Annotated in this window: 21 protein-coding genes; 11 read left to right on the forward strand and 10 right to left on the reverse strand. The window is 65.6% G+C overall.

The genetic code is table 11. The annotated features are described in order from the left end of the window. Window positions 1-222: 222 nt before the first annotated feature. Both K8M09_RS04165 and K8M09_RS04170 read left to right on the forward strand, forming a co-directional pair. Window positions 223-1,233 carry a ligase-associated DNA damage response exonuclease gene (locus tag K8M09_RS04165; protein ID WP_160785691.1) on the forward strand — a complete coding sequence of 337 codons (1,011 nt, stop codon included), beginning with the start codon at window positions 223-225 and terminating at the stop codon, window positions 1,231-1,233. Between the two features lie 53 nt (window positions 1,234-1,286). Further along, window positions 1,287-2,909, forward strand: coding sequence for a cisplatin damage response ATP-dependent DNA ligase (locus tag K8M09_RS04170; RefSeq protein WP_160785543.1), 1,623 nt, complete (start codon window positions 1,287-1,289; stop codon window positions 2,907-2,909). Here the strand turns inward: K8M09_RS04170 and K8M09_RS04175 are convergent. Continuing rightward, window positions 2,906-3,865, reverse strand: a complete 960-nt coding sequence (locus tag K8M09_RS04175) for a glutathione S-transferase family protein (protein ID WP_160785544.1) — start codon at window positions 3,863-3,865, stop codon at window positions 2,906-2,908. The genes K8M09_RS04170 and K8M09_RS04175 overlap by 4 nt on opposite strands. A gap of 255 nt (window positions 3,866-4,120) precedes the next feature. On the opposite strand from K8M09_RS04175, the gene K8M09_RS04180 reads away from it, so the two are divergent. After that, window positions 4,121-4,897, forward strand: coding sequence for a L,D-transpeptidase (locus K8M09_RS04180; protein ID WP_206366658.1), 777 nt, complete (start codon window positions 4,121-4,123; stop codon window positions 4,895-4,897). A 296-nt stretch (window positions 4,898-5,193) separates the two neighbouring features. Here the strand turns inward: K8M09_RS04180 and purN are convergent, their stop codons facing one another. Together purN and purM are read right to left on the reverse strand one after the other, a co-directional pair. Further along, entirely contained in the window at window positions 5,194-5,859 is a 666-nt protein-coding gene (purN, locus tag K8M09_RS04185) for a phosphoribosylglycinamide formyltransferase (RefSeq protein WP_160785545.1), read from the reverse strand. Next, the gene (purM, locus tag K8M09_RS04190; protein ID WP_160785546.1) at window positions 5,856-6,929 is read right to left on the reverse strand and encodes a phosphoribosylformylglycinamidine cyclo-ligase; all 1,074 of its coding nucleotides are present in this window, start codon (window positions 6,927-6,929) and stop codon (window positions 5,856-5,858) included. Before purM ends, purN begins: the two co-directional genes overlap by 4 nt. A gap of 359 nt (window positions 6,930-7,288) precedes the next feature. Between purM and K8M09_RS04195 the strand changes: the two genes are divergently transcribed. The 5 genes from K8M09_RS04195 to K8M09_RS04215 all read left to right on the forward strand — a co-directional run bounded on the left by K8M09_RS04195 (window position 7,289) and on the right by K8M09_RS04215 (window position 13,577). Then, window positions 7,289-8,407, forward strand: a complete 1,119-nt coding sequence (locus K8M09_RS04195; RefSeq protein ID WP_160785547.1) for an AI-2E family transporter — start codon at window positions 7,289-7,291, stop codon at window positions 8,405-8,407. 28 nt (window positions 8,408-8,435) lie between these two features. Continuing rightward, complete coding sequence (gene hdaA / locus K8M09_RS04200) at window positions 8,436-9,131, forward strand: DnaA regulatory inactivator HdaA (RefSeq protein WP_160785548.1); 696 nt, start codon at window positions 8,436-8,438, stop codon at window positions 9,129-9,131. Window positions 9,132-9,251: 120 nt separating this feature from the next. Beyond that, window positions 9,252-11,453, forward strand: coding sequence for an RNA degradosome polyphosphate kinase (locus K8M09_RS04205; protein ID WP_160785549.1), 2,202 nt, complete (start codon window positions 9,252-9,254; stop codon window positions 11,451-11,453). A 10-nt stretch (window positions 11,454-11,463) separates the two neighbouring features. Next, window positions 11,464-12,984, forward strand: a complete 1,521-nt coding sequence (gene ppx, locus K8M09_RS04210) for an exopolyphosphatase (protein WP_160785550.1) — start codon at window positions 11,464-11,466, stop codon at window positions 12,982-12,984. A gap of 8 nt (window positions 12,985-12,992) precedes the next feature. Continuing rightward, window positions 12,993-13,577 carry a DUF922 domain-containing Zn-dependent protease gene (locus K8M09_RS04215; protein ID WP_160785551.1) on the forward strand — a complete coding sequence of 195 codons (585 nt, stop codon included), beginning with the start codon at window positions 12,993-12,995 and terminating at the stop codon, window positions 13,575-13,577. Here K8M09_RS04215 and K8M09_RS04220 read toward each other — a convergent pair. Next, entirely contained in the window at window positions 13,555-14,478 is a 924-nt protein-coding gene (locus K8M09_RS04220; RefSeq protein WP_160785552.1) for a LysR substrate-binding domain-containing protein, read from the reverse strand. The genes K8M09_RS04215 and K8M09_RS04220 overlap by 23 nt on opposite strands. Window positions 14,479-14,652: 174 nt before the next feature. Here K8M09_RS04220 and K8M09_RS04225 point away from each other — a divergent pair, with 174 nt between their 5' ends. After that, a complete protein-coding gene (locus K8M09_RS04225; protein ID WP_160785553.1) occupies window positions 14,653-15,963 on the forward strand; it encodes a C4-dicarboxylate transporter DctA in 1,311 nt (436 codons plus the stop codon). A 68-nt stretch (window positions 15,964-16,031) separates the two neighbouring features. On the opposite strand, the gene rnd is transcribed toward K8M09_RS04225, so the two are convergent. The 6 genes from rnd to K8M09_RS04255 all read right to left on the reverse strand — a co-directional run bounded on the left by rnd (window position 16,032) and on the right by K8M09_RS04255 (window position 23,056). Beyond that, a complete protein-coding gene (gene rnd, locus K8M09_RS04230; protein WP_160785693.1) occupies window positions 16,032-17,177 on the reverse strand; it encodes a ribonuclease D in 1,146 nt (381 codons plus the stop codon). Between the two features lie 101 nt (window positions 17,178-17,278). Then, window positions 17,279-18,664 (reverse strand): multicopper oxidase family protein, encoded by a 1,386-nt coding sequence (locus K8M09_RS04235; RefSeq protein WP_160785554.1) that lies wholly within the window; start codon window positions 18,662-18,664, stop codon window positions 17,279-17,281. A gap of 86 nt (window positions 18,665-18,750) precedes the next feature. Continuing rightward, window positions 18,751-19,992, reverse strand: a complete 1,242-nt coding sequence (locus K8M09_RS04240; RefSeq protein WP_160785555.1) for an MFS transporter — start codon at window positions 19,990-19,992, stop codon at window positions 18,751-18,753. Window positions 19,993-20,138: 146 nt separating this feature from the next. Continuing rightward, entirely contained in the window at window positions 20,139-20,516 is a 378-nt protein-coding gene (locus tag K8M09_RS04245) for a response regulator (protein ID WP_160785556.1), read from the reverse strand. Then, window positions 20,485-22,437 carry a sensor histidine kinase gene (locus K8M09_RS04250; protein WP_160785557.1) on the reverse strand — a complete coding sequence of 651 codons (1,953 nt, stop codon included), beginning with the start codon at window positions 22,435-22,437 and terminating at the stop codon, window positions 20,485-20,487. Before K8M09_RS04250 ends, K8M09_RS04245 begins: the two co-directional genes overlap by 32 nt. A 127-nt stretch (window positions 22,438-22,564) precedes the next feature. Then, complete coding sequence (locus K8M09_RS04255) at window positions 22,565-23,056, reverse strand: MarR family winged helix-turn-helix transcriptional regulator (RefSeq protein ID WP_160785558.1); 492 nt, start codon at window positions 23,054-23,056, stop codon at window positions 22,565-22,567. Window positions 23,057-23,169: 113 nt separating this feature from the next. Between K8M09_RS04255 and K8M09_RS04260 the strand changes: the two genes are divergently transcribed. After that, a complete protein-coding gene (locus K8M09_RS04260; protein WP_160785559.1) occupies window positions 23,170-23,592 on the forward strand; it encodes an organic hydroperoxide resistance protein in 423 nt (140 codons plus the stop codon). Window positions 23,593-23,741: 149 nt separating this feature from the next. Further along, window positions 23,742-23,921, forward strand: coding sequence for a hypothetical protein (locus K8M09_RS04265; RefSeq protein WP_160785560.1), 180 nt, complete (start codon window positions 23,742-23,744; stop codon window positions 23,919-23,921). Window positions 23,922-23,936: the final 15 nt, after the last annotated feature.

Consider the following 23,936-nt stretch of genomic DNA (forward strand, 5'->3'; position numbering starts at 1 on the left):
GCGGCGCGGCTTTCCCCTTCTCTCCTCGGGGAGAAGGTGGCCCGAAGGGTCGGATGAGGGGGCACCCGCGAAATCCTTGCTTTTTCCTGCCTCTAGCATCCCCCTCATCCGCCTGCCGGCACCTTCTCCCCGCTGGGGAGAAGGGAGATGGGGCGGCCGTTGCCGGTCCTCTGCGATGGAACCGTACTGGCAGTCTGCGCGAAAACGCCTATCTTTCCCGCCATGAAGCCTGACCAGCTCCTCCATCCCGCGCCCGCCGGCCTTTATTGCCCTGCCGGCGATTTCTACATCGATCCCGTCCGCCCGGTGGCGCGGGCGCTGATCACCCATGGCCATGCCGACCATGCCCGCGCCGGTCACGGCGCGGTGCTGGCGACGCGGGAAACGCTGGATATCATGCAGATCCGCTACGGCGCGGATTTCTGCGGCGCGCGCCAGATGGCCGCCTATGGCGAGCGCATCGATCTTGGCGGCGTCGCCGTCTCCTTCCATCCGGCGGGCCATGTGCTCGGCTCCGCGCAGATCGCGGTGGAGAAGGACGGCCTGCGCATCGTCGCCTCCGGCGACTACAAGCGCGGCGCCGACCCGACCTGCACGCCCTATGAGCCGGTGCCCTGCGATGTGTTCATCACCGAAGCGACCTTCGGCCTGCCGGTCTTCCACCATCCCGAGCCGAAGGCCGAGATGGGCAAGCTCCTCACCTCGCTCAGGCAGTTTCCCGAGCGCAGCCACCTTGTCGGAGCCTATTCGCTCGGCAAGGCGCAGCGCGTCATCCGCCTGCTGCGCGATTGCGGTCACGACGCGCCGGTCTATATCCACGGCGCACTCGCCCCGCTCTGCGACTATTACATCAGCCGTGGCATCGACCTCGGTGACCTGCGCCCGGCGACGGCCGAGGGAAGCAGCCCTGCCGATTTCCGTGGCGCGGTCGTCGTCGGCCCGCCATCGGCCTTTTCCGAGCGCTGGGCGCGGCGCTTCAACGAACCGCTCGTCGCCTTTGCCTCCGGCTGGATGATGGTGCGCCAGCGCGCGAAACAGGGCGGCGTGGAACTGCCGCTCGTCATCTCCGATCATTGCGACTGGCCGGAACTGACCGGGACGATCCGCGAGCTTGCCCCGCAGGACGTCTGGGTGACCCATGGCCGCGAGGAGGCGCTGGTGCGCTGGTGCGAGCTTGCCGGCATCCCGGCGCGCCCGCTGCATCTGGTGGGCTATGAGGACGAGGGGGATTGAATGGATTTTGACATTCGACATCGCCCGCATGGCGCATCTCGGGGCCTCCGCCCATGAAAGCCTTCGCGACCCTCCTCGACCGCCTCGTCCTCACCCCCGCGCGTAGCGGCAAGCTGACGCTGCTGGCCGACTATTTCCGCAACACGCCCGATCCCGATCGCGGCTACGGCCTTGCCGCCATCGCCGGCACGCTGGACCTCAGGAGCGTCAAGCCGGCGCTGCTGCGCGAACTGGTGCTGGAGCGCATGGACGAGGTGCTCTTCCGCTACTCCTACGACTATGTCGGCGATCTGGCCGAGACCATCGCGCTCGTCTGGGACCAGGAGCGATCACAGCGTGTGTCGGACGGCGGGCCTCGGCTCGGCGCGGTCGTCGCCCGCATGAACGCGCTCGGCCGCACCGAGGTGCGCGGCGCGGTGCGCGACCTCATCGACAGGCTCGACCCTTCCGAGCGCTTCGCCTTCATCAAGCTGGTGACCGGGGGATTGCGCATCGGCGTTTCCGCCCGGCTCGCCAAGCAGGCGCTGGCCGATTTCTCCGGCAGGGACATCACCGAGATCGAAACCCTCTGGCACGGCCTCCAGCCGCCCTACGAGCCGCTTTTCGCCTGGCTGGAGGGCAGGGCGGAGCGCCCGGTGCTGGCGACGCCGGCCATCTTCCATTCCGTCATGCTCGCCAATCCGGTGGGCGAGGGAGACCTCGACGCGCTCGACCCCGCCGATTTCGCCGCCGAATGGAAATGGGACGGCATCCGCGTGCAGCTCTCCGCCTCGGGCGCGACGCGAAGGCTCTATTCCCGCTCCGGCGACGATATCTCCGCCGCCTTTCCCGATGTGCTGGCGGCTATCGATTTCGAGAGTGTCGTGGATGGGGAACTGCTCGTCGGCGGCACGGCGCGCACCAACAGCCCCACGCGCACCTTCTCCGATCTCCAGCAGCGCCTCAACCGCAAGACCGTCAATGCGAGGATGCTGGAGGACTATCCCGCCTTCGTGCGCGCCTACGACCTGCTCTTCGAGGGTGAGCGGGATGTGCGGCCGGAGACCTTCTCCACCCGCCGCGCTCGCCTCGCCGATCTCATCGAAAAGGCCCCGCACGACCGCTTCGACCTCTCGCCGCTCGTACCCTTCGGCTCCTGGGAGGAGCTGGAGCGTATCCGCCGCGAGCCGCCCGATCCGGTCATCGAGGGCGTGATGCTCAAGCGGCTCGACAGCGTCTATCAGGCCGGCCGCATGAAGGGGCCGTGGTTCAAGTGGAAGCGCGATCCGTACACCGTCGATGCGGTGATGATGTATGCCCAGCGCGGCCACGGCAAACGGTCGAGCTATTATTCCGATTTCACCTTCGGCGTCTGGACCGCAGGTCCCGAGGGCGACATGCTGGTGCCCGTCGGCAAGGCCTATTTCGGTTTCACCGATGCCGAACTCGACGTGCTGGATCGCTATGTGCGCAACAACACGACCGAGCGCTTCGGCCCGGTGCGCGCGGTGCGCGCCGAACCCGGTCACGGCTTCGTGCTGGAAGTCGCCTTCGAGGGCATCAACCGTTCCACCCGCCACAAATCCGGCGTCGCCATGCGCTTCCCCCGCATCGCGCGCTTGCGGCAGGACAAGCTGCCCGCCGACGCCGACCGGCTGGAGACGCTGATGGCGATGGTGGAGGCGAAGGAGGGTTAGAGCCCCAGCGCCGAAAGATCGGGCCCCAGCGGCACGATCCGGTTCGGGTTCAGCGACTTGATCGAATAATAGCCCTGCTTGATATGGTCGATATTGACCGTGTCGCGCACGCCGGGAAGGTCGAGCACGCGCTTCGTATAGGCCGAGAGCGCCGTATAATCCGCAAGGCGCTGGCGGTTGCACTTGAAGAGGCCGAAATAGGCGGCGTCGAAGCGGATGAGCGTGACGAAGAGGCGGATGTCGGCCTCGGTGAAGGCTTCGCCCGTCAGGAAGGGGCGGCCGTCGGCAAGGCGCGCTTCCAGGTCGTCCAGCATGGCGAAGACGCCCTGATAGGCTTCCTCGTAGGCGACCTGCGTGGTGGCGAAGCCGGCGCGGTAGACGCCGTTGTTGAGCGCGGGATAGATGCGCTCGTTGAGCGTGTCGATCTCGGCGCGAAGGGCCTGCGGATAGAGGTCGACGCTCTCGTCCGCCAGCGCGCCGAAGCCGGTGTTCAGCATGCGCACGATATCGGCCGATTCGTTGTTGACGATGGTTCCGCGCGCCTTGTCCCACAGGACGGGCACGGTGGCGCGGCCCGTGAAGGTCGGTTCGGCGCGGGAATAGAGTTCGTGCAGGTAGGTCGCGCCGTTGAGGTCGTCGCGGTTCGACCCCGGATAGTCGCCGAAGCGCCAGCCCTGTTCGGACAGCGCCGGCTCGACGACGGAAAGGGAGATGACGCCGTCGAGTTTCTTCAGCTTGCGGGCGATCAGCGTGCGCGAAGCCCAGGGGCAGATGAGCGCGACATAGAGGTGGTAGCGCCCGGCCTCGGCGGCAAAGCCGCCTTCGCCCGTCGGGCCGGCGCTGCCGTCCGGCGTCACCCAGTTGCGGAAGCTCGAAACCTGCCGCACGAAGCCGCCCTTGGCGTCCGTCGCCTGAACCGGCTGCCAGTCTTCCGTCCACTTGCCATTGACGAGCATCGCGTCACCTCGTTTCGGTTCTGTGGAACTGGCGTACCCCCTGCGCGCGCGAACGGCAATTCCCGCGCGGATTGACACAGCGTTCACAAAGCCGTGTCGCTTGGGCGACATTCGCGCCAAATCGTGCGCGCAAGCCTGAGACCAGCCGCCTCTGCCACAATTGCGGCAGGGTCATGGACCTAAATTGCCGTTCGTTCGTTTCTGATTCAATCGCCTCGTTTATCCTGCCGCCGCCAAACGGATACATAATTCTACATGACCGACACCGCGCTTTCCCGCCGCCGCTTCCTCCAGTTCTCCGGTCTTGCCATGGCAAGCGGCCTTGCCGGCTGCACCTCGTCCATGAATACGGAGGTCTTCCGCGAGCAGACGCGGCCCTATTTCCGCAACACCGCGCTGGAGGGCAGGCCGGAGCAGATCGACAGGCGTGGACCGATCAGCATCTACGGCCAGACGCCGCCCTCGGGCCTGCTGCCCGAATCCTCGCGCTATGCCAGCATGTACGCCCCGGTCAATGACGGCGGCTTCCAGGTGCCGGCCGTGCCCTACCAGCAGATCGACCCGCGCTTCTACCGTCAGGAGGTGGAAAGCCCTTTCGCTGAAAAGCCGGGCACGATCATCGTGGACACCGGCAACCGCTTTCTCTACCTGATCGAGCAGGACGGCCGCGCCATGCGCTACGGCGTCGGCATCGGCCGGCAGGGCTTTGCCTGGTCGGGCCGCGGCGTCATCCAGTGGAAGCAGGCCTGGCCGAAATGGACGCCGCCGGACGAGATGGTCAAGCGCCAGCCGGAACTGGCGAATTATTCCGGCGCGAACGGCGGCATGCCCGGCGGCCTCAACAACCCGCTCGGCGCCCGCGCGCTCTACATCTTCAAGGACGGTCAGGACACGCTCTACCGCCTGCACGGCTCGCCGGAATGGAAGTCGATCGGCAAGGCCGTCTCGTCGGGCTGCGTGCGCATGCTCAACCAGGATGTGATGGATCTTTACGATCGCGTGCCCAACAAGACGCCCATTCTGGTGATCTGATCGGGGAAGGCCCCCTCCGCCCTGCCGGGCATCTCCCCCTCAAGGGGCGATCACATATGGAACTCGGCGGCGCGGTTTTTTCCCTTCTCCCCTCGGGGAGAAGGTGGCCCGAAGGGTCGGATGAGGGGGTAGCACCCGTGCGATCCTTCAATCTTCCTGCCTTCGGCATCCCCCTCATCCGCCTGCCGGCACCTTCTCCCCGAGGGGAGAAGGGGAATGGGGCGCCGTTGCGTTTCATAGGCGATAGCCTCGCCCTGTGGGGAGATGCTCGGCAGGGCAGAGGGAGGTATGCCTCCTCAGCCCGCCGCCGGCGAAATCAGATGCGCGCCGTCCGCCTGCGGTAACGCGCCCGAAGCGACGGCCCTGCCGTCCTCCATGCGCACCTTGCCTTCCGCCACGAGCCGCAGCGCCAGCGGATAGCTCCTGTGCTCCACCGTCAGCACGCGCGCGGCCAGCGTATCGGCGGTGTCGGCCGGCAGCACAGGCACGGCGGCCTGCACGATCACCGGACCCTCGTCCATGCCCTCGGTCACGAAATGCACGGTGCAGCCGGCGATGCGCATGCCGGCGTCGATGACGCGCTGGTGCGTGTTGAGGCCGGGGAAGAGCGGCAGCAGGGAAGGGTGGATATTGAGGATGCGGCCCTCATGGCGCTGGATGAACGCCCCGGAGAGCAGCCGCATATAACCGGCAAGGCAGAGGATATCCGGCGAGAGCGCGTCGAGCGCGTCGAGGATCGCCGCCTCGTGGGCTTCCTTGCTGGCAAAGTCCCGGCGCAGGAAGACGCGGGTCGCAATGCCCAGTGCCTTCGCCTTCGCAAGCCCGCCGGCCTCCGCCTTGTCGGAGAAGACCGCGACGATTTCCGCCGGGAAATCCGGCGCTTCCGCCGCCTTCGCCAGCGCCAGCATGTTGGAGCCGCCGCCGGAGATGAAGGCGACGACGCGCTTTTTGGGCGTCGTCATAGGGCGAGCGTGCCCTTGTAGATCGTGCCGGCTGTGCCCTCTTCACGGGCGACCATGCGGCCGAGGCGGAAGACGGTTTCGCCTTCGGCCGAAAGGGCGCTTGCGACCGTATCGGCCTTGTCGGCCGGAACGACGGCGATCATGCCGACGCCGCAATTGAAGGTGCGCAGCATTTCCTTGGCTTCCACGCCGCCCGTTTTCGCGAGCCAGGAGAAGACGGCCGGGGCCTTGACGGCGTCGAGGTCGATCTCGGCGGCGAGGTGCTTGGGCAGCACGCGCGGAATGTTCTCCGGGAAGCCGCCGCCGGTGATATGCGCCAGCGCCTTGATCGCGCCCGTCTCGCGGATCGCCTTCAGGAGCGGCTTCACATAGATCTTCGTCGGCGTCAGCAGCGCTTCGCCGAGGCTCTTGGCGCTATCGAACGGCGCGGGCGCGTCCCAGGCGAGGCCCGAGAGCGTGACGATCTTGCGCACCAGAGAATAGCCGTTGGAATGCACGCCCGAGGAGGCAAGGCCGAGGATGACGTCGCCCTCGGCGATATCGCCGGCAGGCAGGAGCTGGCCGCGCTCGGCCGCGCCGACCGCAAAGCCGGCAAGATCATAGTCGCCATGCGAATACATGCCGGGCATTTCCGCCGTCTCGCCGCCGATCAGCGCGCAGCCGGCCTGCCGGCAGCCCTCGGCGATGCCTTCCACGATGGCCGCGCCCTGTTCGGGGTCGAGCTTGCCGGTGGCGAAATAGTCGAGGAAGAAGAGGGGCTCTGCGCCCTGCACCACGAGGTCGTTGACGCACATGGCGACGAGGTCGATGCCGACGGTGTCGTGGCGGTCGGCGTCGATGGCGATCTTCAGCTTGGTGCCGACGCCGTCATTGGCTGCGACGAGGACCGGATCCTTGAAGCCGGCCGCCTTGAGGTCGAAGAGGCCGCCGAAGCCGCCGATCTCGCCATCCGCGCCCGGACGGCGCGTCGAGCGAACCGCCGGCTTGATCTTCTCGACCATCAGGTTGCCCGCGTCGATATCGACGCCCGCATCGCTATAGGTCAGACCGTTCTTTCCAGACTGGCTCATGCTCTCGTCTCCGGCTCGCGCGCTGTTGGCGCCCGATTGGCATGATGGGGGGATAAGTGCAAGAAGAATGCCGGGAAAGCGGGGATTTTTTCACGGAATTGCAGGTCCGGCGTGTGGAGATTGCCCCTCACCCTAACCCTCTCCTTGGCTGCGGGGAGAGGGGACGTGCCCCGCACAATGGGGAAATCGGGGAAAACGGAGCGGCATATCCCTTCTCCCCGCCTGCGGGGAGAAGGGGACGGCAGCCGGATGAGGGGCTATCGCCTCAAGAACGAGCGTCAGGGCTTTTCTCCCCGAGCCTTGACCTTTCGCGCCCCTGCATCCTATCTCCTTCGCAAACAGTGAAGGAACGCGGAACGATGGCAGCCCATATCAGCGGTGCGGGATTGAAGCGGCAGGTGATCTTCTGGCTCATCGCCTCCGTCTGCTTCGTGCTCTTCCTGCTCGTCTTCTCCGGCATCCTGCTGCCGTTCATCGCCGGCATGGCGCTGGCCTATTTCCTCGATCCGGTCGCCGACCGGCTGGAGCGCATCGGCCTGTCGCGCACCATGGCGACGGTGGTGATCCTCGTTACCTTCGTCGTCATCTTCGCGCTGTCGCTGATGATCGTCATCCCGCTGCTCGCAACCCAGGCCGCCGATTTCCTGGAGAAGCTGCCGGGCTACGTCACCCAGCTTCAGGAACTGGTGGCGAGCTTCAACCCGGACCTGCTGCCAAGCTGGATCGGCAGCCAGATGGGCACGATCAAGCAGAGCTTCTCCACCATTCTCGCCGAGGCCGCCGGCTTCCTCGGCACGGTGTTCAAGCAGCTCTGGAATTCCGGCATGGCGCTGGTCAACATCCTGTCGCTGCTGGTCATCACGCCCGTCGTCGCCTTCTATCTCCTGCTCGACTGGGACCGCATGATCGCCAAGGTGGATAGCTGGGTGCCGCGCGACCATGTCGCCAGCGTGCGCCAGATCGCTTCCGAAATGGACGCGGCCATTGCCGGCTTCGTGCGCGGGCAAGGCTCCATCTGCATCATCCTCGGCCTGTTCTACGGCGTCGGCCTTTCCTTCGCCGGCCTCAATTTCGGCCTGCTGATCGGCCTTTTCGCCGGCCTCATCAGCTTCATTCCCTATGTCGGCTCGCTGGTCGGCCTCGTGCTCGCCATCGGCGTCGCCGTGGTGCAGTTCTGGCCGGATTACTGGATGGTGGCGCTCATCGCCGTCATCTTCTTCACCGGCCAGTTCATCGAGGGCAATATCCTCCAGCCCAAGCTCGTCGGCTCGCGCGTCGGCCTGCATCCGGTCTGGCTGATGTTCGCGCTGGTCGCCTTCGGCGCGCTCTTCGGCTTCGTCGGGCTGATGATCGCCGTGCCGGCCGCCGCCGCCGTGGGCGTGCTTGTCCGCTTCGGCCTCAACCGCTACCTTGACAGCGACCTCTACTACGGCAGGAGCAAGTCCGTTCTCCTCGAAGAGAGCACGCCGGAAGAATAACGGTGGCAGAGAGTATCCGAGTAACACCATGACGTCGCGCAAGACCGCCGAACAGTTGCCGCTGGCCTTCGGGCACGACCCCGCGACGGGCCGCGACGACCTCCTGATCGCCGAGCCCGTTAACGCGGCCGTGGCGATGATCGACGCCTGGCCGCACTGGCCGGCGCCCGTCGTCGTCATCGCCGGCCCCGTCGGCTCGGGAAAATCGCACCTCGCCGCCATCTGGCGCGAACGGGCCGGCGCGCGCCTCATCGAGGCGAAGGCGGGTGAGGGCGCGGAGGAGGCGGCCGAACACGGTCCCGTCCTCATCGAGGATGCCGACCGCGCCGGCTTCGACGACCGCACGCTCTTCCACATCATCAACAACGTGCGCCAGCACGGCCACACGCTGCTCATAACCAGCCGCCTCTGGCCCATGTCCTGGCCGGTGGAACTGCCGGACCTGCGCTCGCGTCTCAAGGCGGCGACGGTGGTGGAAATCGGCGAGCCGGACGACGAGCTGCTCTCGCAGGTCATCGTCAAGCTCTTCGCCGATCGCCAGCTCTTCGTCGACGAGAAGCTGGTCGCCTATATCGTGGCGCGCATGGAGCGCTCGCTGGAGGCCGCGCAGACCCTGGTGGAACGCCTCGACCGCCTCGCGCTCGCCCGCGGCAGCCGCATCACGCGGACGCTGGCGCAGGAGGTGCTGGGGGAGATGGTCGGCGGCGGGGATTTCGGGGAGTAGGTGAGCCGCGCGCACCGCCTTTCCCGCGGGAATCCCGCCACCACGCATTGACTGTCACAGTTCTGTCGTCAAACTGCGCTAAGCGCTTCGTGGAACAGCGGAAACTGGGCGGACCCCTTCATGGATACAGCGACTCCCGATCTCTCTCAGGAAAAGCCTGCCCCGGATGCCGCGTCCATCGACGTCGCGGCCCTGATGGCCAGCCCCGAGCGCTTCATCAACCGCGAATTCTCCTGGCTCCAGTTCAATCGCCGCGTCCTTGAAGAGACGCTGAACACCGCCCATCCGCTGCTGGAGCGCATACGCTTCCTGTCGATCTCGGCGGCCAATCTCGACGAATTCTTCATGGTGCGCGTCGCCGGCCTCGAAGGGCAGGTGCGCCAGGGCGTCGGCATCCGCAGCCCGGACGGCAAGACCTCCGCCGAACAGCTCGACGATATCCTGAAGGAGATCGACAATCTCCAGATGGAGCAGCAGGCCTCGCTGGCCGTGCTCCAGCAATATCTCGCCAAGGAAGACATCCTCATCGTCCGCCCGACGGCGCTTTCCAGCGACGACAAGGTCTGGCTCCAGCAGGAATTCACCCAGTCGATCTTCCCGGTGCTGACGCCGCTCTCCATCGACCCGGCGCATCCGTTCCCCTTCATCCCGAACCTCGGCTTCTCCATCGGCCTCCAGCTCGAAAGCACGACCGGCAAGGAGCCGATGACGGCGCTGCTGCGCCTGCCGGTGGCGCTCGACCGCTTCATCCGCCTGCCGGATGCCAAGGGCGCGATCCGCTATATCACCCTTGAGGATGCCGTCGGCCTCTTCATCGGCAAACTCTTCCCCGGCTATATCGTGCGCGGCTCGGGCACGTTCCGCATCATCCGCGACAGCGATATCGAAGTGGAGGAAGAGGCCGAAGACCTCGTGCGCTTCTTCGAGACCGCGCTGAAGCGCCGCCGCCGCGGCTCGGTGATCCGCATCGAGACGGACTCGGAAATGCCGGAATCGCTGCGCCGCTTCGTGGTCGGCGAACTCGGCGTGCCGGAAAACCGCGTCGCCGTTCTTCCGGGCCTGCTCGCCCTCAACACGCTGTCGGAAATCGCCAAGGCCCCGCGCGACGATCTGCGGTTCGAGCCCTACAATGCCCGATTTCCCGAACGTGTCCGCGAGCACGCCGGCGACTGCCTTGCCGCCATCCGCGAAAAGGACATGGTCGTTCACCACCCCTACGAAAGCTTCGACGTGGTGGTCCAGTTCCTTCTCCAGGCTGCGCGCGATCCTGACGTCCTGGCGATAAAGCAGACGCTCTACCGCACCTCCAACGACAGCCCCATCGTGCGCGCGCTGATCGACGCCGCCGAGGCCGGAAAATCGGTGACGGCGCTGGTGGAACTGAAGGCCCGCTTCGACGAAGAGGCGAACATCCGCTGGGCGCGCGACCTGGAGCGCGCCGGCGTGCAGGTCGTCTTCGGCTTCATCGAATTGAAGACCCATGCCAAGATGTCGATGGTCGTGCGTCGCGAGGAGGGCAAGCTTCGCACCTATTGCCACCTCGGCACGGGCAACTATCACCCGATCACCGCGAAGATCTACACGGACCTTTCCTTCTTCACCTGCAACCCGACCATCGCCAGCGACATGGCGAACATCTTCAATTTCATCACCGGCTACGGCGAGCCGGAGGCCGGCATGAAGCTCGCCTTCTCGCCCTTCACGCTGCGCCCGCGCATCCTGCGTCACATCGATGAGGAGATCGCGCATGCGAAGAACGGCGCGCCGGCCGCGATCTGGATGAAGATGAATTCGCTGGTCGATCCCGACATCATCGACGCGCTCTACCGCGCCAGCCAGGCGGGCGTGGTGGTGGACCTCGTCGTGCGCGGCATCTGCTGCCTGCGCCCGCAGGTTCCCGGCCTTTCGGACAATATCCGCGTCAAGTCCATCGTCGGCCGCTTCCTCGAACATTCCCGCATCTTCTGCTTCGGCAACGGCCACGGGCTTCCATCGGACAAGGCGCTGGTCTATATAGGCTCCGCGGATATGATGCCGCGCAACCTGGACCGGCGGGTCGAGACACTCGTGCCTCTGATCAACCGGACGGTGCATGAGCAGGTACTCTCGCAGATCATGCTGGGCAATCTCATCGATAACCAGCAGAGCTACGAGATTCTTGCGGACGGAACGTCCCGGCGCATGGAAGTGCAGGCCGGCGCCGAGCCGTTCAACGCTCAGCACTACTTCATGACCAACCCCAGCCTTTCCGGCCGGGGCGAAGCCCTGAAGTCCTCGACACCGAAGGCGATCGCGGGCTGGCAAGGCCGCCGGAAGACATAACTGGATATGCATGGTCGAATCTGAAGCCCAGGGGCGTTTGCCTGGAATTGCCCCGGTGTCGGTCGTGGATATCGGTTCCAACTCGATTCGCCTCGTGATCTACGAGGGCATGAGCCGTTCGCCGGCCATGCTCTTCAACGAAAAGGTCATGTGCGGCCTCGGCAAGGGCCTCGCCCGCACCGGCCGCATGAATCAGGCGAGCGTCGAGCGTGCGCTGGCCGCTCTCCACCGTTTCAAGGCCCTGTCGAGACAGGCCCGCGCCTCCACCATGTTCGCGCTGGCGACCGCCGCTGCGCGTGAGGCGGAAAACGGTCCCGATTTCATCCATCAGGCGGAAATGATCCTCGGCCAGAAGGTCCGCGTGCTGACCGGCGAAGAGGAAGCCTATTTCTCCGCGCTCGGCATCGTCAGCGGCTTTGCCGATACGGACGGCATCGTCGGCGACCTCGGCGGCGGCTCGCTGGAGCTGATTGATGTGGCCGGCGTGAATGTCGGCAAGGGCATCACCCTGCCGCTTGGCGGCATCCGCCTTTCGGAAGCCTCCGGCGGCTCGCCCGCGCAGGCCCGCATTGTCGCGCGAAAATACCTGCGCACCGCCAATCTGCTGAAGAAGGGCGAGGGCCGCGCCTTCTACGCCGTCGGCGGCACCTGGCGCGCCCTTGGCGCGCTTCATATGGAAGCGCAGAACTACCCGCTGCACATGATCCAGGGCTACGAACTCGGCTTTGCCGACGCCATGGATTTCCTGACGGACGTGGTCACCGCCAAGGACCAGAAGGATCCCGCCTATGCGGCGATCTCCAAGAGCCGGCGCAACCTCCTGCCCTTCGGCGCGGTGGCGCTACAGGAGACCATAGCCATCATGAAGCCCTCGCGGGTCTTCTTCTCCGCGCAGGGCGTGCGCGAAGGCTATCTCTATTCGCTGCTGCCCGAGCGGGAGAAGGCGCGTGATCCGCTGCTCTCCGCCGCAGGCGAACTTGCCATCCTGCGCGCCCGCTCGCCCGAGCACGCCCGCGAGCTTGCCGAATGGACCGGCCGCATGATGCCGCTCTTCGGCGTCACCGAGACGCCGGAAGAGGCGCGCTACCGCGAGACGGCCTGCCTGCTCGCCGACATAAGCTGGCGCGCCCACCCGGATTATCGTGGCCTGCAGGCGCTCAACCTCATCGCCCATGGCACCTTCATCGGCATCACCCATCCCGGCCGCGCCTTCATCGCGCTTGCCAACTACTACCGTTTTGAGGGCCTCAACGACGACGCCGTCTCCAGTTCGCTCGCCGGCATCGCCCCGCCGCGCATGCGCGAACTGGCAAAGCTCCTCGGCGGCCTGCTGCGCGTCGCCTATCTCTTCTCGGCTTCCATGCCGGGCGTGGTGCCGCATATCGCCTTCCGCAAGTCCTCGCAGCCCGATACCGACCTCGACCTCCTCGTGCCGGCGGATTATGCCGAGCTTGCCGGCGAACGGCTCGACGGCCGCCTGCAGCAGCTTGCCAAGCTGACGGGCAAGAAGCTCGCTTTCAAGTTTCAGTGAGGCCGGCCATGCGGATCGCTTCCTTCCTGACGGGTTTCCTCCTTGCCGCAAGCGCCATGGCGCAGGACTGGCAGGCGGTCGAGCGCGTGGAACCCTACGCCGTGCAGGGCGCGACGGGTCTGGAAATCTACCAGTCGATCGGCGAGCGCGGCCCCAAGCTCGGTGTCGCCCGCGTCATCGCCCATACCAACTTCAAGCTGACCTGGACGCGCAAATACGAGCGTCAGGGCAATGCCTGCGTCATCACGGTCAACAAGCCGAAACTCATCATCACCTACACGCTACCCAAGCTGAAATCCAAGCTCTCCGGGTCGATGAAGAGCCGCTGGGAAACCTTCCTCGCGGGCGTCACCGCGCATGAGAAGGTGCATGGCGATTTCATCAAGGACATGGTGAAGCAGATCGAGGCGATGAGCGTCGGCCTGACGGTCGAGAACGACCCGAACTGCCAGAAGATCCGCCCCCAGCTACAAGCCCGCCTCGGCGAACTCTCCGACGCCCAGCGCGCCCGCAGCCGCGATTTCGACCAGGTCGAAATGAGCGAGGGCGGCAATGTTCACCAGCTCATCCTCAATCTCGTCGATCCGGGCTGAGCGCTGCGGGACCTGCCGGATCGTGGCCGAGCCTGCGGCGGATTTCCGCGAGGAAGAGCTGCAGGGCCGGCACCGGGTCGTGGTGATGGTAGATAATGTAGACCCCGGAAACAGGCGGATTGGGCCGGATCGGCAGGAAGGCGAGCGGTCCCGTGGTCAGCTTGGCGATGCCGGCGGGAACGATGCTGACGCCGAAGCCCGCCGCCACGAGGCTGGGGATCGACTGCGCGTCGATCACCTGCTGCGAGACGCGCGGCCGGTAGCCCGACGCGACGATGCAGGACATGACATAGGCGGCGAAATCCGAACTGTCCGGCCGTAGAACCACATGCTGGTCCCCGCGCAGGTCCGTGATCGAGACGCTGTCGCGCCCCGCCAGCCGGTGGTCGCTGCGCAGCAGCGCCACCATCTCCTCCTGCCAGCCGTATTCATGGGCCAGTTCCTCGTCGCGCGGTATCGAGCGGTTGAAGCTGACATCGGTGCGCCGGCTGCGCACTTCGTTGATCTGCGCGGCCGGCGACTGCTCGTGCACGCGCAGCGTGATGCGCGGATAGGCGGCTGCAAAGCCCGCCAGCAGTTCCGAAAGGCCCCCGCGCAGGATGGAGCCCGTCGTGCCGATCTCGATCATGCCGTCCTGGCCCTGCTGCACTTCGCGGATTTCCTGCAAGCTGCGCTCGTACTGGTCGAGCATGTTGCTCGCCCGCTGCAGGAAGAGTTCGCCGGCGCGCGTCAGTGTCACCTTGCGGCTGGTGCGGCTGATGAGATCGGCCCCCAGTTCGCGCTCCAGCGTCTGGATCTGCGTGCTGAGCGGCGGCTGCGACATGTTCAGCCGCTGGGCCGCACGGGTGAAGTTCAGCTCCTCGGCGAGAACCACGAAGCATTGGAGCTGGCGTATTCTCATAGCGCTACCCTATAGATCGGCCGTAAATCGATATTAGACATGCATGAGATATTCGACAAGTATGGACGCATGAGGGGGAGCCGCGACGGGCGTCGTGCTGCAGGAAGACGGTGGAGGCCGTGCATCCTGCATCGGACCGCGGACCATCCCTCCTTGTCATAGGGAGGAATATGCATGCCGAAATGGTCGAAATCCTTGTTCGGGCAGGTCTGCCTGGCGTTGGTGCTGGGCATCGCCGCCGGTTGCTTCATGCCGGATCTTGCCGCCAAGATGAAGCCGCTCGGGGACGGCTTCATCAAGCTCATCAAGATGCTCGTTCCCGTCATCGTCTTCTGCGTTGTCGTGCATGGCATTGCCGGGGCAGGGGACTTGAAGAAGGTCGGCCGGGTCGGCCTGCGCGCGCTCATCTATTTCGAGGTGGTCACGACCATCGCGCTCGCGCTCGGCATCGCCATCGCCTATCTGTTCGGGCCGGGCCACGGCATGGATATCGACGTCAGCACACTCGACGCTTCCGCGCTCTCCACCTATGTGGAACGCGCCCATGAGGTTTCCAGCGGCGGCACCGTCGAGTTCCTGATGAAGCTGATTCCGACCACCATGATCAGTGGCTTCGCCCAGGGCGACGTGCTGCAGGTGCTTCTGGTCGCCATCCTCTTTGGCTGCGCCCTGGCGCAGGTCGGCGAGCGCGGCAAGCCGCTTCTCCACATGATCGAGCTTGCCGGCGACGTGACCTTCAAGATCATGTCCTTCATCGTGCGGCTCGCCCCGCTCGGTGTCTTCGGCGCCATCGCCTTCACCGTCGGCAAGTACGGCGTCGGCTCGCTGACCCAGCTCGGCTATCTCGTCGGCCTGTTCTACCTGACCATCGCGCTCTTCGTCATCGTCGTGCTCGGCACCATCCTGCGCGTCTCGGGCTTCAGCATCTTCAAGCTGCTGCGCTACCTGCGCACCGAGGTCAGCATCGTCGCGGGCACCGCCTCCAGCGACGCCGTGCTGCCGCAGACCATGCGCAAGCTGGAACATCTCGGCATCAAGGGCTCGACCGTCGGCCTCGTCATCCCAACGGGCTATTCGTTCAATCTCGACGCCTTCTCGATCTACCTGACGCTGGCCGCCGTCTTCATCGCCCAGGCGACCAATACGCCGCTCGCCTTCACCGATCTCCTCGCCATCCTCGGCGTGGCGCTCGTCACCTCCAAGGGCGCGCATGGCGTGCCCGGCTCGGCCATCGTCATCCTTGCGGCGACGCTCGCGGCCATTCCCAGCATTCCCGCCATCGGCCTCGTCCTGGTGCTCTCGGTCGACTGGTTCATGGGCATTGCCCGCGCGCTGGGCAATTATCTCGGCAACTGCGTGGCGACGGTCGCGGTCGCCTCCTGGGTCGGCGATATCGACAAGGAACGCGCGCGCCGGGTGCTCGAGGGCGAAAGCCTGCCGCCCGTCACCCTCACGCCGACGGCCGTCTCGCACGGCGCGGCCTGAGCAGAACGCGTGAAAAGGAAAGGCCCGCGCACCGCGCGGGCCTTTTCTGTTTTGCCGTTGGGGGAAGCTTAAAGCTCCACCGCCTCGATCTTCCTGTCCACGAAGCGCAAGGCCACCTTGCCGCCGATGAGGTTGAGCGCGGTGTCGCCGAAGAGGTCGCGGCGCCAGCCGGTGAGGGCGGGCACGTTGGCGGCTTCGCCTTCGATGGCGATCTTTTCGAGGTCGTCGGAATTGGCGATGATCTTGGCGGCGACGCCCTGCTTTTCCGCGACGATCTTCAGGAGGACCTTCAGCATCTCGCTGGCGGCGGCAGCGCCTTCTGGCACGTGGTTCTGGCGCGGCAGGCGCGGCAGGTCGTTCTTCGGGATCGCCAGCGCTTCATTGACGGCCTCGAGAAGGGCCGCGCCGGACTGCGAGCGCTCCCAGCCCTTGGGAATGGTGCGCAGGCGCGCCAGCGCTTCGGCGTCAACGGGCTGCTGCTGGGCGATTTCGTAGATCGTGTCGTCCTTCAGGATGCGCGAGCGCGGCACGTTGCGGCCGCGCGCCTCGCGCTCGCGCCAGGCGGCGACCTTCTGGAGGACGGCCAGTTCCATCGGCTTCTTGACGCGCATCTTGAGGCGCTTCCAGGCGTCGTCCGGGTGCAGGTCGTAGGTGTCGCGCGATTCCAGGACCGCCATTTCCTCGGTCAGCCACAGCGAGCGGCCGGCCTCGTCGAGCTTGGCCTTCAGCGCCAGATAGACGTCGCGCAGGTGCGTCACGTCGGCAAGCGCATATTCGAGCTGCTTTTCGGTGAGCGGGCGGCGGCTCCAGTCGGTGAAGCGCGAGGACTTGTCGATATGCACGCCCTTGATCTTCTGCACGAGCTGGTCGTAGGACACGCTGTCGCCGAAGCCGCAGACCATGGCGGCGACCTGCGTGTCGAAGATCGGGTGCGGAATGAGATCGCCGCGATTGACGATGATTTCGATGTCCTGCCGCGCGGCGTGGAACACCTTCAGCACGCTGGAATTGCCCATCAGCTCGAAGAACGGGGCAAGGTCGAGGCCCTTGGCGAGCGGATCGACGATGACCTCGATTTCCGGTCCGGCGAGCTGGATCAGGCACAGTTCCGGCCAGAAGGTCGTCTCCCGCAGGAACTCCGTGTCGATCGTCAGATACTCGGAACGGGCGAGCGTCTCACAGGCGTCGCGAAGGGCTGCGGTGGTTTCGATGATCTGCATGGTGGCTCGGGCGGGCTTTTCTTTGAAATTTTTGATCGGGCAGCTTTAGACGGTCCACGGTTTTGCCACAATCGAAAACTTGCGCCCGCCGTTCCTTACGTCACCCGCACATAGCTCGTCATGCCGGTCTTCTGGTGCTCGATGATGTGGCAATGGAACACCCAGTCGCCGGGATTGTCGGCGACGAGGGCAAGCTGCACCTTCTCGTCCGGCAGGATGAGGTAGGTGTCGGAGAAATGCGGGCGGATCGCCTGCTTGTTGGAATTCATCGGCCGGAAGGCAAGGCCGTGCAGGTGGAGCGGATGCACCTGCGGCGTCGGGTTCTCGACATTGAAGATATAGGTCCGGCCGGTTTTCATTTCGGCGAGCGGCGCGGTCGGGTCGCCCGTGTCGTCTGCCCACGGCACCTTGTTGATGGCCCAGAAATTGTAGCCGAGCGAGCCGCAGATGCCGTCCTTCGGGCGCTCTTCCGCCGAGGCGCTGAGAATGAAGGGCAATTCGGTGGCGGCGGAAAGGTCCGGCTCGGGCAGGGGATTGGCGGCGAGCGCCGGCAGGTCGGCGACGTTGCGTTTCAGGGAAGCGCCGGTCGCGCGGAAGGTGGCGAGCGTGGCGGGCTTCGTGCCGCGCAGGTCCTTCAGCGCGGCGATCGCGCCTTCGGTATCGGGCATGCGCACGACGAGGTCGAGCCGCTGGCCGGGGCCGATCATGAGATGGTCGGGAACAAAACGCTCCGCCACCGGGTTGCCGTCTGCGGCGATGACGAGAGCCTCCGCGCCCTCGACGGAAAGCGCGAGAATGCGGGTGACGTCCGTTGCGGCAAGGCGCAGGCGCACGAGGCCACCGGCCGGCGCGTCATATTGCGGCGACTGCCGCCAGTTGGCGGTGCGCACGGTGCCGAAGGTGCCGGCGCGGGCGGAATCGCGGGGCTTGAACTGGGCGATGAACTGCCCGTCGCCGCCGAGCCGCCAGTCGCGCAGGTTCAGGACGATCTCCGCGTCGAAGACCGGATCGGCCGGGTCCTCCACCACGATGAGGCCGGCAAGGCCGCGCCCCATCTGCTCCAGCGTGTTGCAATGGGGGTGATACCAGAAGGTGCCGGCATCGGGCGGGGTGAAGGCATAGTCGAAGCCGTCGCCGCCATAGACATAGGGCTGCGTCAGGAAGGGCACGCCGTCCATCCTGTTGTCGATGCGCAGGCCGTGCCAGTGGATGGTGGTCGGCTCTTCCAGCCGGTTGTCGAGGCGAAGCGAAAAGGGCGCGCCGCGGCGCATGCGCAGCACCGGCGGGATTTCCGCCTCGCCATAGGTCATCGCGCCCTTCGTCGGCCCCTTGTCGGTGATCAGCGCCTCGGTGCGGCGCGTAACGAGCGGCATGGCGGCCCCGGCACTCGCCACCCCGCCGAGCCGGCCCGCAAGGTCGAGGCCGCCGGCATAGGCCCCGGCGACGAGGGCGCCCTTCATCAGCGTGCGGCGTGTCAGCATGGCGGTCTCTCCGGTGGCGTTCCCCGTTTTCTAAACCTGAGAGGGATGCTCAGCAATAAGCCGGCCGCGACCAGATTGCCGCAGCCTCAGCGCTCGCCGCTGCGGTCCTTGTCGGAGGCGGCGAGCTTGTTGAAGAAGAAGGAGGTGCGCAGCAGGTTGCGGAAGCGGCTGTGGCGCGCGCCCGCCGGAACGGCCGGGCGGGCGCTCATGCGCAGCACCGTATAAGCCATGAAGGCGACGAGGACGACGGCGGTATAGAGGAACAGCGCCTGCGGCCCGAAGACCTGCAGCAGCACGGAGGCGAAGAGCGGCCCGATGATCGCCCCGCAGGACCAGAAGAACAGCATGCCGGCCGAGACCAGCGCGTGCTCGCCTTCGCCGGCATGGTCGTTGGCATGGGCCGAGCAGAGCGAATAGAGCGGCATGGCGAAGGCGCCGAAGACGAAGATGCCGACAAGGTTCCTCCATTCGTCGCCGCCTGCGAAGAAGGCGAGGTAGAGCGCGGCGAGCGTGGAGCCGAGCGTGGCGACGAGGATGACGAGGCGCCGGTCGAGCCGGTCGGAATAGATGCCGAGCGGATATTGCAGTACGACCCCGCCGACGATGCCGGCGCTCATGAAGCTGGCGATGGCCGTTATCGACAGGCCGATATCGTGGGCGTAGATCGGCCCGAGATTGCGGAAGGCCGCATTGGTCAGCCCGACGACGATGCAGCCGACGGTGGCGAGCGGCGAAATGTTCCAGAGCTTCTTCACATCGAAGCGGATCGCCTCCGGCACGGTGGGGCTGGAGCGGTCGGCCAGCGAGATCGGCACCAGCGACAGCGACAATGCCATGGCGATGAAGGCGAAGATTTCGAAGCCGTCGATGCCGACGCCGGGAATGACATATTGCGCCGCCGTCACCGAGCCGAGATCGACGAGGCGGTAGATGGAGAGCGTGCGCGCCCGGTTGGCATTGGTGACGGAGGCGTTCAGCCAGCTTTCGACGGTGGCGAAGAGGCTGGCGAAACAGATGCCGGCGACAAGCCGCATCGTAAACCAGAAGATAGGGTCGATGAGCAGCACCATGGCGATGGCCGAGGCCGAGGCGATGGCCGCCATGGCGGAGAAGGTGCGGATATGGCCGATGGCGCGCAGCACGCGCGTCACATAGATGCAGCCGATGGCAAAGCCGATGCTGTAGCCCGCGCCCACGAAGCCGATCAGCGAGGTGGAGAACCCTTCCTGCGAGGCGCGCAGCGCGATGAACGTGCCCTGCAGCCCGTTGCCCCCGATCAGGATGCCGGCGGTGACGAGAAGGGGAATCAGGGGGCGAATCGTGGACATGCGGGCACTATGGCGAAGGATTTGCGGAAAGGGAGGGGGAAAGCGGTGGGCGTGTTCCGAAATTGTATACGATGGGGTCGGTCGGGGGAGGGAGGCCCCGCTGCCCAGCCGGGCAGAGGGGTATCGCACAGCACGCCGTCCGCTCCTTATTCGCCCAAAAGTCCCGCCAGAACGCGCAGATGATCGGCCTGAAGCGGCTTTTCGAAATAGCTCTTCACGAAGCTGTACTGCATGGCCCGTTCCCGGTCCTTGCCGAGCCGCGAGCTGGTCAGCAGGGCGACGACGGGGGCGTGTACCGAAAATTCCGCCGCGTAGCGGTCGAGGAACTCAAAGCCGTTCATCACGGGCATGTTGATGTCGAGGATGATGGCGTCGGGGGTCTCGCGGTGCAGCATGTCGAGCGCTTCCGCGCCGTCGAGGGCCTTCAGCACGCGGATCGTCGGATCGAACTTGCGGATCGTATAGTCGCAGATGAACTGATCGTTCTCGTCGTCATCGACGACCAGGATCGAGGTGATTTTCATGTTTGTCCCTGTCGGGCAGTTCGATGATGAACCGGCTGCCCTTATCTCTTGCTTCATAGAGCGCATCGCCACCGAGGGATTCCGCGCTCTTTTTCAATATGTAGAGGCCTAGCCCGCTGCCGAAGGATCGATTCGGGTGCAGCCGTTTGAACATTCTGAACAACAAATGACGGCTGGCGGGCGGAACGCCCAGGCCGTTGTCCTCCACCGACAGCCGCAGCTTGCCGTGATAGCGGAAGGCGCGGACATCGATCGCCGGTTCCGCCTCCCTGGGGTCGTGATATTTGACCGCGTTGGACAGCAGGTTGCCGACGATGACCTGGAATTTCGATGGCTTGCTGATGATTGTCAATTCCGCCGGCACATGATTTTCGATGCGGATTCGCTTCACGTCGTCGAGATGGGAGAGGGCGTCGATGGCCTCCGAGACCAGCGCGCGCAGCGCGACCGGCCGCTCCTCTTCCTCCATCAGCCGGTTGCGCGTCAGCGTGATGATGTTCTGGATGAGGTGGTCGAGGCGGCGGAAGTTCTGCTCCATGCGCTGGAGCATCGGGCCGAGCGCGGCGTGGTCGCCCTCCGCCAGCATTTCCCGCGAGATGCCGAGCAGGCCCATGGAGGAGGCGATGGGCGAGCGCAGGTCGTGCGAGGTGCGGTAGGCGAATTCCTCCAGTTCCGCATTGGCCTCGATCAGCGCCTGCTCGTTCGCCTTGCGCTCGGAGATGTCGCGCACGAGGCCGCTGTAGATGGTTGCGCCGTTCACCTCCACCTTGGCGACGGCAAGGTCGAGCGGGAAGACCGCGCCGTCCTTGCGCTGCCCCTCCACCTCGCGGCCGATGCCGATGACCTTTGCCGGGCCGCCGCGCTGGTAGTTGGAAAGATAGCGGTCGTGCCCGCCGTGATACGGTTCCGGCATCAGCATCTTGACGTTGTTGCCGATCATCTCGCCGGGCAGATAGCCGAAGATGCGTGTGCAGGCCGCATTGGCGGTGAGGATGACGCCGCGCTCGTCGATGGTGATGATGCCGTCCACGGCGTTGTCGATGATGGCGGAAAGGCGCGCCTGGCTTTCCGCAAGGTCGGCCGCCATGCGCCGCGCGCGGCGGGAAGACAGGTAGAGATGGACGAGCAGGCCGCCGGAAAGCGCGCCGGAAACCAGCACGAGCGAGGAGAGCGTCGAGCGCGCGTTGTTGCCGCTGCTGGTGAAGGTGATGCCGAAGGCGGCCTCGTGGCGCGCCAGCTCGTAGTAGGTCATGACGAGCAGCACCAGATAGGTGGCAAGGCCGAGGATGCCGGCGAGCGTCGCCCGGTGGAAGCCGCTCGCCTCCGTATCCGTGAAGACGATGACGATGCCGAGCGCCACGAAACAGGTGGTGCTCTGGAAGGACATGCGCGAGAGGCGCACCCAGTCATGGGCGAAGTCGAGCGCGATGGCATAGCCGATGAAGGCGGCCGCCGCGATGATGAAGGTCGCAAGCCCGAGCACGATCTGCACCGGGTCGCTCTTGCGCCGGTAGGCGCGCAGGAACAGCGCGGCGCTCACCATCATGTAGCAGGCCGCGGTATTGGGCGCGATCCGCCCCGGTAGGCTGGTGCGGATATCGGTGAAGGGCGTGTGGAGCGCGGTGTCGATGCCCGCATCGATGCCGAAGAGATGCTGGGCCAGCGCGACGGCGCCGAAGACGAAGACCGGCGCCATCATGAGGGCCGGCAGGTGCCGCAGGCCCCCCGCCATCATCAGCAGCGCCGCGCCGATGGCGATGACGGCCAGCGCCGAATTGAACTTCATGCCGAACAGGAAGGGATATTGCGCGGCAAGGCGCGCCGGCTCGCTCAGCCAGAGCGTGATGACCGCGATGCCCACGGCGATGCACCAGAGGCCCGCCGCAACGTTCGCCTTCCGCCAGGACTGTTCTCGATCCAACCATGCCCCCCTTGGCGGTTCCGATCCGCCGCGTGGGGAGCTTAGAGCATTTCCGTCCGGCGTGCGTAGCTGTTTTGCGGCGTGGCGGGCGCAAATCCAAAGGGATGAAGCGTGGATGTCCTGTCCGTCAGGCGGCGTCGCCCTGCTTGCCTTCGCCTTCCAGCCGGCCGGCCAGGGCCTGCAACTCGGCGGTCAGCGCCTGCAGGGTCTCCAGCGAGCAGCCGGTCGCCTTGCCGATCTCCATGCGGATGGCCAGCGCGTCGCGCTGCATGGCGCGGCCCTTGTCGGTGAGTGTCACCAGCACCTGCCGCTCGTCGCTCTTGTCGCGGGCGCGGCGGATATAGCCGGCCGCCTCCAGCCGCTTGAGGAGAGGGGAGAGCGTGCCGGAATCGAGGCCGAGCGTCTCGCCCAGCGCCTTCACCGTGCGGCGGTCCTCCTCCCAAAGCGTCATCAGCGCGATATATTGCGGATAGGTGAGGCCGTAGGGGTCGAGCAGGGGTTTATAGGTGCGGTTGAGCGCATGGGCGGCGGAATAGACGGCGAAACAGAGCTGCGCGTCGAGCGCCAGCATGCCGGCCGGAATATCGCCTGTCTCAGCTTCGTCACGTTTGTCGATCATGCTGCCATTGTCGCACAAACGGCCAAAATTGCAATTTGCAAAATCATATTGCGCGCAATCTAATTTTACGCTACCAATTTCCCATCATCAACGAAACCAGGAAGGAGACACCCATGCCCATTCTCTACAGGACCAAGGCTTCCTCGACCGGCGGCCGCGCAGGCCATGGCGCAACGGAAGACGGCACCGTCGACGTGACGCTGACCCTGCCGAAGGAACTCGGCGGCGACGGCGCGCCCGGCGCCAACCCGGAAAAGCTCTTCGCCATCGGTTATTCCGCCTGCTTCCTCGGTGCGCTGAAATTCGTCGCCGGCCAGGAAAAGGTGAAGATTCCGGACGACGCCAAGGTGACGGCGACGGTCGGCGTCGGCCCGCGCGAGGATGGCGGCGGCTTCGGCATCGAGGCGGCGCTGGAAGTTTCCGTTCCCGGCCTCGACAAGGCCGTGGTCGAAGACCTCGTGAAGAAGGCCCATGTCGTCTGCCCCTACAGCCACGCCACGCGCGGCAACCTCGACGTCAAGACGACCGTCGCCTGATCGGCCTGCGGTCCGAACAAGAAAAAGGCCGTCCGGTTCTCCGGGCGGCCTTTTTCATGTGTTCCGCCGGGAACAGCGCGGCAGGGGGCGATGTGCGATCTTCCGGTCACTGGATGAGAAAGGCTCATCCCCCCGATCAGGAGAGACCCATGCGCAAGATCATCGTTTCCGCCGCCATCGCCACCGTCGCGGTCATCTCCTTCGCCGCCCCCTCGCAGGCCCGCTGCTACAATAGCTACGACGAGACGCCCCATTGCTTCGTCAAGAAGGTGAAAGCCTATGACGATTATGGCAATGTGATCTTCAGAAAGATCACGGTCTGCAACTGATCAGTCCGCCGACTG

The organism is Shinella zoogloeoides (genome assembly GCF_020883495.1).
Taxonomy (GTDB): domain Bacteria; phylum Pseudomonadota; class Alphaproteobacteria; order Rhizobiales; family Rhizobiaceae; genus Shinella; species Shinella zoogloeoides.